Source organism: Shewanella sp., from assembly GCF_051658185.1.
Lineage (GTDB): Bacteria > Pseudomonadota > Gammaproteobacteria > Enterobacterales > Shewanellaceae > Shewanella.
In genome coordinates this window covers 1-7,955 of sequence record NZ_JBOFMC010000188.1, presented here as the reverse complement: position 1 = coordinate 7,955, position 7,955 = coordinate 1, and the positions used below count along the sequence as shown (strand labels likewise).

Here is a 7,955-nt window from a genome sequence, read left to right as displayed (position 1 = left end):
TTAGTGACCAAAGATATTAATATGCGCCTCAAGGCTAAGGGCGCGGGCATTGAATTGGTTGAGGATTATCGTACCGATCAATTGATCGACGACATTCGCTTTTTAAGTAAAGGTTTTTACCAATTTGAGGGCAATTTTTGGGCGCATCTCGATAAAGTGTCGACCGCGCGCCACGGCAGACACACCATTCATGAGGTGCCGCTACAGGGGTTAGCCAGCGACTCGTTCTACATTAATCAATATCTTATCGATACCGAATCGGACTTTTGTGGGCGAGTCACCGCGCTCACCGATAGCCATGTGCATATTTTGGATTTAGGCCGCGAGCGCTTGAAAAACCTCGAAGCTTGGGGGGTAAAACCTAAAAATATCTATCAGAGCATGGCCCTGCAGGCGTTACTGGATCCGGATATTGAGCTGGTGATCTTAACCGGTCCTGCGGGTTGTGGTAAAACCTTGCTGGCGATGGCCGCCGCCCTGGAGTTGGTGGTTGAGCGCCAGCGTTACGATAAAGTGATCGTGACCCGCAACACGCCAGAAATCGCCGAATCCATTGGTTTTTTGCCTGGCACCGAGGAGGAAAAAATGTTGCCTTGGCTGGCCGCCATTACCGATACCCTCGAGGTGCTGCATAAACACGACGTCAATCCGACGGGCAGCATGAATTACATTATGGAAAAGGCAAACATCCAATTTAAATCCATTAACTTTATGCGCGGGCGCTCGATCCAAAACTCCATTGTGCTCTTAGATGAGTGCCAAAATCTCACCGCCTCACAAATCAAAACCATGATCACCCGCATGGGCGAAGGGACAAAACTGATTTGTTGCGGCAATCTGGCGCAGATTGACTCTAACTATTTGACTGCCGTGACCTCGGGTCTGACCTATATTGTTGAACGTTTCAAAGACTTCGAAGGCAGCGCGAATGTTTATCTCAATGGTGTCGTGCGCTCCCGCCTTGCCCAATATGCCGAGGAGCATTTGTAAGCCGAGCTGCTAGACTATGACAAGGCCTCAGATTGAGGCCTTTATTTTTGCCCATTCCTCTTAAATTAAGTGAGTTATCATGACGATGGGCCCAAAGGCGCGGCAATTATTTGATGGGATTGAGGATCTCTTCCTGCTAGTATATTACCCCTAACGTTTTGCCGTCGACGCCTAACATCAAGCGCTGCAAGCAAGGGTAGTGGATGAAATCGAGTGAGCCGGATCTTCAGTTAAAATCGCCTATCCAAAAGGATTATAATCGCGCGGTTTTCTATACGTACATCGGGGTAATTATCATGTCGTTATTAACGGCATGGACTTCCTATGACAAACAGAAAACGCAGCAAATGGAGCAGCGTGAGGAGCAGGTCGAGCGCCATGTGTTGCAAATCGACTTACTGCTCGAATCGAGCATCCGTGCAGTGAAGAGTTTGCGCGATGTGGCGGTCGATCATTTGCGCTTAGGCGAATTGGTGCGTAAGGAACGTTTGCCGCAGTACAGTAAGTTTAACGAAAGTGGCCAATATTTTACCCTAGAGCCGAGCTATGCCAAGGACGGAAAACCGTTCACGAATATGGGGCGGATAACCGGGGCGGGCTCCCTCGATGGCCGCAGTGATGAGTTTTATCAAGAGCTTGAGATGTTATTCGAGCTCTCACTGTCCTTCCCAGTGGCCAAGGAAGCCGCGCCTAAAGCCTCGGCAATTTATTATCTCTCTCGGCGCCGGATCATGTCCTACTTCCCTTGGACGGATAGCGAGCAACGCTTTAGGGATGAGCTGCTGAATAAAAAGCAATTTTTGTATGCCACCCCTGAGATGAATCCCCAGCGCAGCGTGTTTTGGAGCGAAGCCTATGTCGACTCCACGGGCAAGGGGTTGTTAACGACGTTAGGTGTGCCGATTTATTTGGATGACAAATTTGTCGGTTCCATCAATTTGGATATGACACTGGCATCGCTCGCGCGGCAAATTCGGGTGTATTTTAAGATGCCGGGGACGGTGATCCTGCTCGATCAACAAAATAATATTTTATCCCACAGTGACTTTGATACCTCTGATATCAATCGTGTTTATCATATCAGCCAGCGCATTCCCTCCGAGCTGCATTCTTTGCCGGAGTCTGAACTCTTTGATGCCCACGAGGGCATTATCCGCAATGGTTATTATATTCACTCGGTGGCGCTGCATAACGCGCCTTGGCGGCTTTTGTATTTACAGCATGAGGACGCCTTATTCCAAGACTCCTGGGACAAGCTGCAGCTGACCTTTATTTTGGTGGTGATTGCCCTGTCCGTCTTAGTGACCATCGTCCATTGGCAAACCCGTCGCTCCTTTGTCAGCCCCGCATCGCGCCTACTCTCTCACCTTGAGGGTTGCTCCCAAGAGCCGCGTAAACCCCCGGAGAAGATTAACCCCGGTTGGGAGCCTTGGTTTTTACTCGTGAGCCGGATTTTTGAAGAGAATAAACAATATACCCACCATCTGGCCGAGCAAAATAAGCGCTTGGATAAGTTAGTGGCGCGGCGTACTGAGCGCTTAAAAGACACCACCGAGCGGCGTGAGCGGGAATATGCGCTGCTGCGATCGTTGCTCGACTCCATCCCTGAAGCCATTGTCTTTAAAGATAAAGAAGGGCGCTATTTAGGCTGTAACAAGGCGGCAGAGCGGATGCTCGGTTACAGTGAGAGCGAAATGATTGGCCTGTCATCGGTGGATTTGATCTCGCCGGAAATGGGAGTGCGGATCCGCGCCGAGGATGAGCAAGTCTTAAAAGATCGCACGCCACTGCGTTATCAAGAAAAGGTCGAACTGGCGGGCAAGCCGGTGTTACTCGATACCTTAAAATTGCCTTTCTATAACCGCCGCGGCGAGTTGTTGGGGTTGATTGCGGTCTGGCGTGATGTGACTCGTGAGTATGAGGCCGCAGAGCAATTGCGCCTCTCCGAGGAGCGCTACCATTTGGCCATGGATGCGGTGGAAGATGGTCTGTGGGACTGGTATTTAGATTCGGAGCAGATCATTTGCAACCCCGCCTATTATTCGATGCTTGGCTATAAAATCAATGAGTTCCCTGCGTTACTCTCCTCCATCGATCACTTGACTCACCCCGATGACAGGATGCGGGTGGAGGAATATCGCCAACAATATCTGCAAAATCCGTTGGATGCCTACGAAATCGAATTTCGAGTATTGGGCAAAAGTGGTAACTACCACTGGCTACTGTCCCGAGGGCGGGTGGTGGAGTTTACCGCCGATGGCCAACCTAAGCGGATGGTGGGAACTCATAAGGACATTACGCGGCAAAAGAGCAACGAAGTGGCGCTGTTGGAGGCGAAACAGGATGCCGAGCTCGCGAACCTGTATAAGAGTGAATTTTTGGCCAACATGAGCCATGAGATCCGCACTCCGATGAACGCCATTATCGGCATGCTGCAATTGGCCCAGCGTACATCGCTGACGGCTCAGCAAAAGGATTACCTTGAAAAAGCCGGATTCTCAGCTCAATCCCTGCTGCGGATCATCAACGATATTCTCGACTTTTCAAAGATTGAAGCCGGTAAATTAGAGCTAGAACGGGTGTCATTCCCCCTCGATAAGGTGCTCGATCATGCCCTTGATCTCAACGCCCTTAAAGCCCAAGAGCAAGGGGTGGAACTGCTGCTCTATGCGCCGGTGACCGCGGGGCTGATCCTCAAAGGTGACCCATTACGCCTAGGCCAAGTGCTGATTAACTTGCTCTCCAATGCCGTCAAATTTACCCAATCGGGGGAAATTGAATTGGGTTGTGAGGATGTCGGCGAGCGGGATCATCGTATTACCCTGAAATTCTGGGTGCGAGATACGGGGATTGGCATCAGTAAAGATCAGCAAGAAAAGCTATTTGATGCCTTTGCCCAAGCCGATGGTTCAACCACCCGTAAATACGGCGGCACGGGCCTTGGGCTGTCGATCAGTAAGCATTTAGTCTCTATGATGGGCGGCAAGATGCAGGTGCAAAGTGAGCTGGGTGTGGGCAGTACCTTTAGCTTTACCATCAGCTTTGAAATTGCCGAAGAGGCCAAAATTGAGCCGCTAGTGGTGCCTGAAAAACTCAATAATTTACGCACCTTAGTCGTTGATGATAACCCTTCAGCCTTGCAAATTTATTCGACAGTGATGCGTGATTTCCACTTTGAGGTGGATACGGCCGCGAGTGGCGCCGAGGCTTTGTATAAATTGGCGCGCGCGCCAGTTGATTTACTGCTACTCGACTGGATGATGCCCCAAATGGACGGCAGCGACGTGGTGGGTGCCATCGACACTATGGTGGCCGAAGGGCGTTTAAGCCGCCGCCCGGTGATCATCATGATGACTGCCTACGCCGCGGATCCGTTACAGCAGGAAGTCGGCAATGCCAATGTATTTGCGGTGCTGCAAAAGCCCTTTAAGGCCTCCAGCTTATTTGATGAGATCATTGCCGCCTTTGCCGATGAGCCTCGATTAAATGTGGTGCAACCTATTGAACCTATCGAGGCCGGAGAGCAGGCCGGGCTGGTGCTGTTGGTGGAGGATAACTTTATTAACCAACAAGTTGCGACTGAGCTATTAAAGAGCGCTGGCTACGAGGTGGTGCTGGCGGGCAATGGTCAAGTTGCATTAGATATCATCGATTCTCGGCCATTTGATGCGGTACTGATGGATATTCAAATGCCGGTGATGGACGGCTTAACTGCCGCGAAGGCACTGCGTACGCGCTATAGCGCCGATGAGTTACCGATTATTGCGATGACGGCCCATGCGATGTCAGGGGATCGAGAAAAGAGTTTAGCGGCGGGCATGAATGCCCATATCACGAAGCCGATAGTGCTAAACGAATTATTTGAAACCTTAAGTCATTGGATTAAGCACAAGCATCAGCATCAACAGCGCTAGCTTGGCAGAGTGCTGTTGCCCTTTTGCTGCCTGCGGCGCAGGCGTTAATTCAGCGCGATGCCGGTTTTGCGTCATTGCGCATGAGGCATGAGTATGATTGCGCATGAATATGATTGCGCATAAATGACGGTGCACACGGGCTAAACAGGGATGCCTTGGCCTGCTGCGCCCTTTGGCATCCTTAGCATGAACGCTTTAGTTAGTACGCTTTAGTTAGTATAAGTGCCTTAGCATGACCGCCTTGGCATGAGTGCCGCGGTAATGATGCAACCTTAGTCACGGCGGCTTGATTTGCAGCTAAGCTGTTGTTTACTGTCTAGCCGTTGTTTACCGTTCGGTGGATATTGACCGCCCTGCCGCCTATTTGCCAGTGTGAGGATACACAATGCCAGCTGCTCGCTTAATCATAGGGATGTTACTGTTAGCGCTGCCCAGCACTTTGCTCGCCGCGTTGCCTGTCGCCGCGAGCGACCTGACGGTGAACTGGCAGCAAGCCCAAGTCAAAAAAGGCTTTTTGAATTTACATTATGAGCCGCGCGCGGGGGACTTGTATGTTGAGCTTAATCGGCTCAATCAACCTTTTTTGTTGGTCACTAGCCTTGTTGAAGGAGTGGGCTCTAACGACATCGGCCTTGATCGCGGGCAACTGGGGCAAAGTCGCTTAGTGCAGTTTGAGCGCCAAGGTCCCTATGTACAACTTAAGCAGCTTAATACCCAATACCGTGCCGGCAGCCCAGATTTGGTCGCCAAAAGGGCGGTCGACGAGGCCTTTGCTGACTCAGTGCTCTGGCAGGGTAAGATTATGGCAGGCTCACCTGAGCGGGTATCGTTAACCGATTTGCTGCTCAAGGATTGGCATGGCGTTAGTGCCACCTTAGCGCAGCGTGGCCAAGGGGATTATTCCCTCGATGTTGGCCGCTCAGTGATTATTCCTGACAAGGTCAAATCCTTTGCTCAAAATGCCGATGTGGATGTGCAACTCACCTTTTATGGTGAGCGCGTTGCTCAAGGGCAAAGCCTCGCTGCGGAGGTGGCTGCCGTGACTCCCGAGGCGAGTGCGCTGACCTTGCGCCTGCGTTACTCCTTTGTCGCATTACCTGAAGCGGGGTATCAGCCCCGCGCCTATCACCCGATGAGTGGTTTTCTGTCCTATGACTACCGTGACTATGCGACGGCCTTTAATCAACCGTTAATGCAGCGTTTGCTCCTGCGCCATCGCTTACAAAAAGTGCGTCCCGGGCCGCTGCCGAGCAAAGTGATAAAACCGATTGTGTACTATTTGGAGCCTGGTGTGCCTGAACCTATCCGCAGTGCATTACTGGAGGGGGCGCGCTGGTGGGAAAGTGCCTTTACTCAGGCTGGGTTTATCGATGGCTTTAAGGTTGAGCTATTGCCCGACAACGCCGATCCTCAGGATATTCGGTACAACATGATCCAGTGGGTGCATCGAGCCACGCGTGGCTGGTCCTATGGCTCGACGCTCATCGATCCCCGTAGCGGCGAAATCATTAAGGGCCATGTCACCTTAGGTAGCCTGCGTGTCCGCCAAGATTACTTAATCGCAAAAGGCTTAACCGCAGGCTGGCAGGATAGGACGGCGGCAGAGGCCGCGGCAAGCGCCTTGGCATTGGCGCGTATTCGGCAATTGGCTGCCCATGAGGTTGGCCATGCGCTGGGGCTGGATCATAACTTTGCCGCATCGACCAATCAGGATGCGTCGGTGATGGATTATCCCCATCCTAAAATCCAATTGGTGGGGGACAATATTGCTATTTCTGCGCCTTATACAACAGGCCTTGGTGAGTGGGATCATTTTGCCATCGCCTTTGGTTACGCTGATGCCGGCTCCCCTGAAGAACAACTGGCGCTGCAAACGCGCTTGCTCAGTGATGTGGCAAGAAAGGGTTTGAGGTATATCGGTGAAGCCGACTCCCGTGGCAGTGACAGTGGTCATGCCTACGCCAGCTTGTGGGACAGTGGCGATGACCCCATCGCCCAGTTAGCGCTGCTCAATAGGATCCGCACCAAAGCGATAGAGGGCTTTTCCAGCCATGCCCTGTTGGCGGGGGAGCCCTTAGGGGAGCTTGCCGACAGTTTTGCGCCTATTTATCTGTTGACCCGTTATCAAATTGAGGCCGTGGCCAAGTTTATTGGTGGCGTCGATTACAACTATCAATCCATTGGCGAGGGCAGCCGCTGGAGTTATATTGCGCCGCAGTTGCAGCTGACAGGATTGGCGGCTTTGCTTAAGACCTTGGACGCCGAGAGCCTCAGCTTGCCACCAGCTTTGCTCGAGACGCTGGTGCCTAAAGCTGGCAATTATCAGGCAACTCGGGAGTCCTTCGATTCAGCCTTGGGGGCGATCACCGATCCCTTAGGGATGGCTGAGGCCTTTAGTCGCCATACCGTGAGGTTATTATTGCAGCCCAAACGGTTAAATCGTGTCAGCCAAGCGGCCATGGCCGACAATGAGCAATTGTCGGTGCCAACGTTGCTCAATAAGTTATTTGCCGCCACCGTATTTCAGGAGGATGCGTTAGGGCTGAGTGAAGGCGTGTGGATGCGGATTAATGCGGTGGTCATCGATGAGCTGCTCTATGCCCGCCATCATCAGGATACCTCTCCTGAGGTGCAGGCGGCCTTAGATGAGCGCGCACAATTTGTGCTTAAGCAATTAATGGCTAAGGCAAAGCGGGCGAATGTCAAACTCGCGGCCCATTACACTTGGTTGCATCAGGGGCTCAGTGCCGGGCTTAAGGATCCCCAGGTTAAATTGATTGCTAAGCCTCTTAGGCTGCCTCCCGGCGCGCCCATTTAAGCCTATCCATGCAAGCTTATCCATTGCACTGTGCCTGTTACCCTTGGCGCTTGAGTGTGCCAATGTGCATCGGCTGATGTTATTGCAGGCGCTGATGTTATTGCAGGAGCGGATGTCATTGCCGGATTACTTATTGCCGGATTGCTTATTGCCGAATGAGGTATCGCCGGATCCGTTATCGCTGGCGCATTCGCGCTGCTTTGGGTTTTTGGGGTAAAAATGCTCCGCTTTGC

At 52.0% G+C, this 7,955-nt stretch carries 3 protein-coding genes; all 3 read left to right on the top strand.

All coding sequences use genetic code 11. From position 1 onward, the window contains the following. Nucleotides 1-990: PhoH family protein (locus tag ACRCZA_RS07585; RefSeq protein ID WP_438673847.1), on the top strand; the 990-nt coding region annotated here is incomplete at its 5' end. A 203-nt stretch (nt 991-1,193) separates the two neighbouring features. Beyond that, complete coding sequence (locus ACRCZA_RS07580) at nt 1,194-4,904, top strand: response regulator (RefSeq protein ID WP_438673846.1); 3,711 nt, start codon at nt 1,194-1,196, stop codon at nt 4,902-4,904. A gap of 385 nt (nt 4,905-5,289) precedes the next feature. Then, nucleotides 5,290-7,722 (top strand): zinc-dependent metalloprotease, encoded by a 2,433-nt coding sequence (locus tag ACRCZA_RS07575; RefSeq protein ID WP_438673845.1) that lies wholly within the window; start codon nt 5,290-5,292, stop codon nt 7,720-7,722. The last annotated feature ends 233 nt before the right edge of the window (nt 7,723-7,955 follow it).

Excerpts from the sequence above, each read along its gene's own strand:
- ACRCZA_RS07580 (WP_438673846.1), top strand. The coding sequence starts at position 1,194 with ATGAAATCGAGTGAGCCGGATCTTCAGTTAAAATCGCCTATCCAAAAG.
- ACRCZA_RS07575 (WP_438673845.1), top strand. The coding sequence starts at position 5,290 with ATGCCAGCTGCTCGCTTAATCATAGGGATGTTACTGTTAGCGCTGCCC.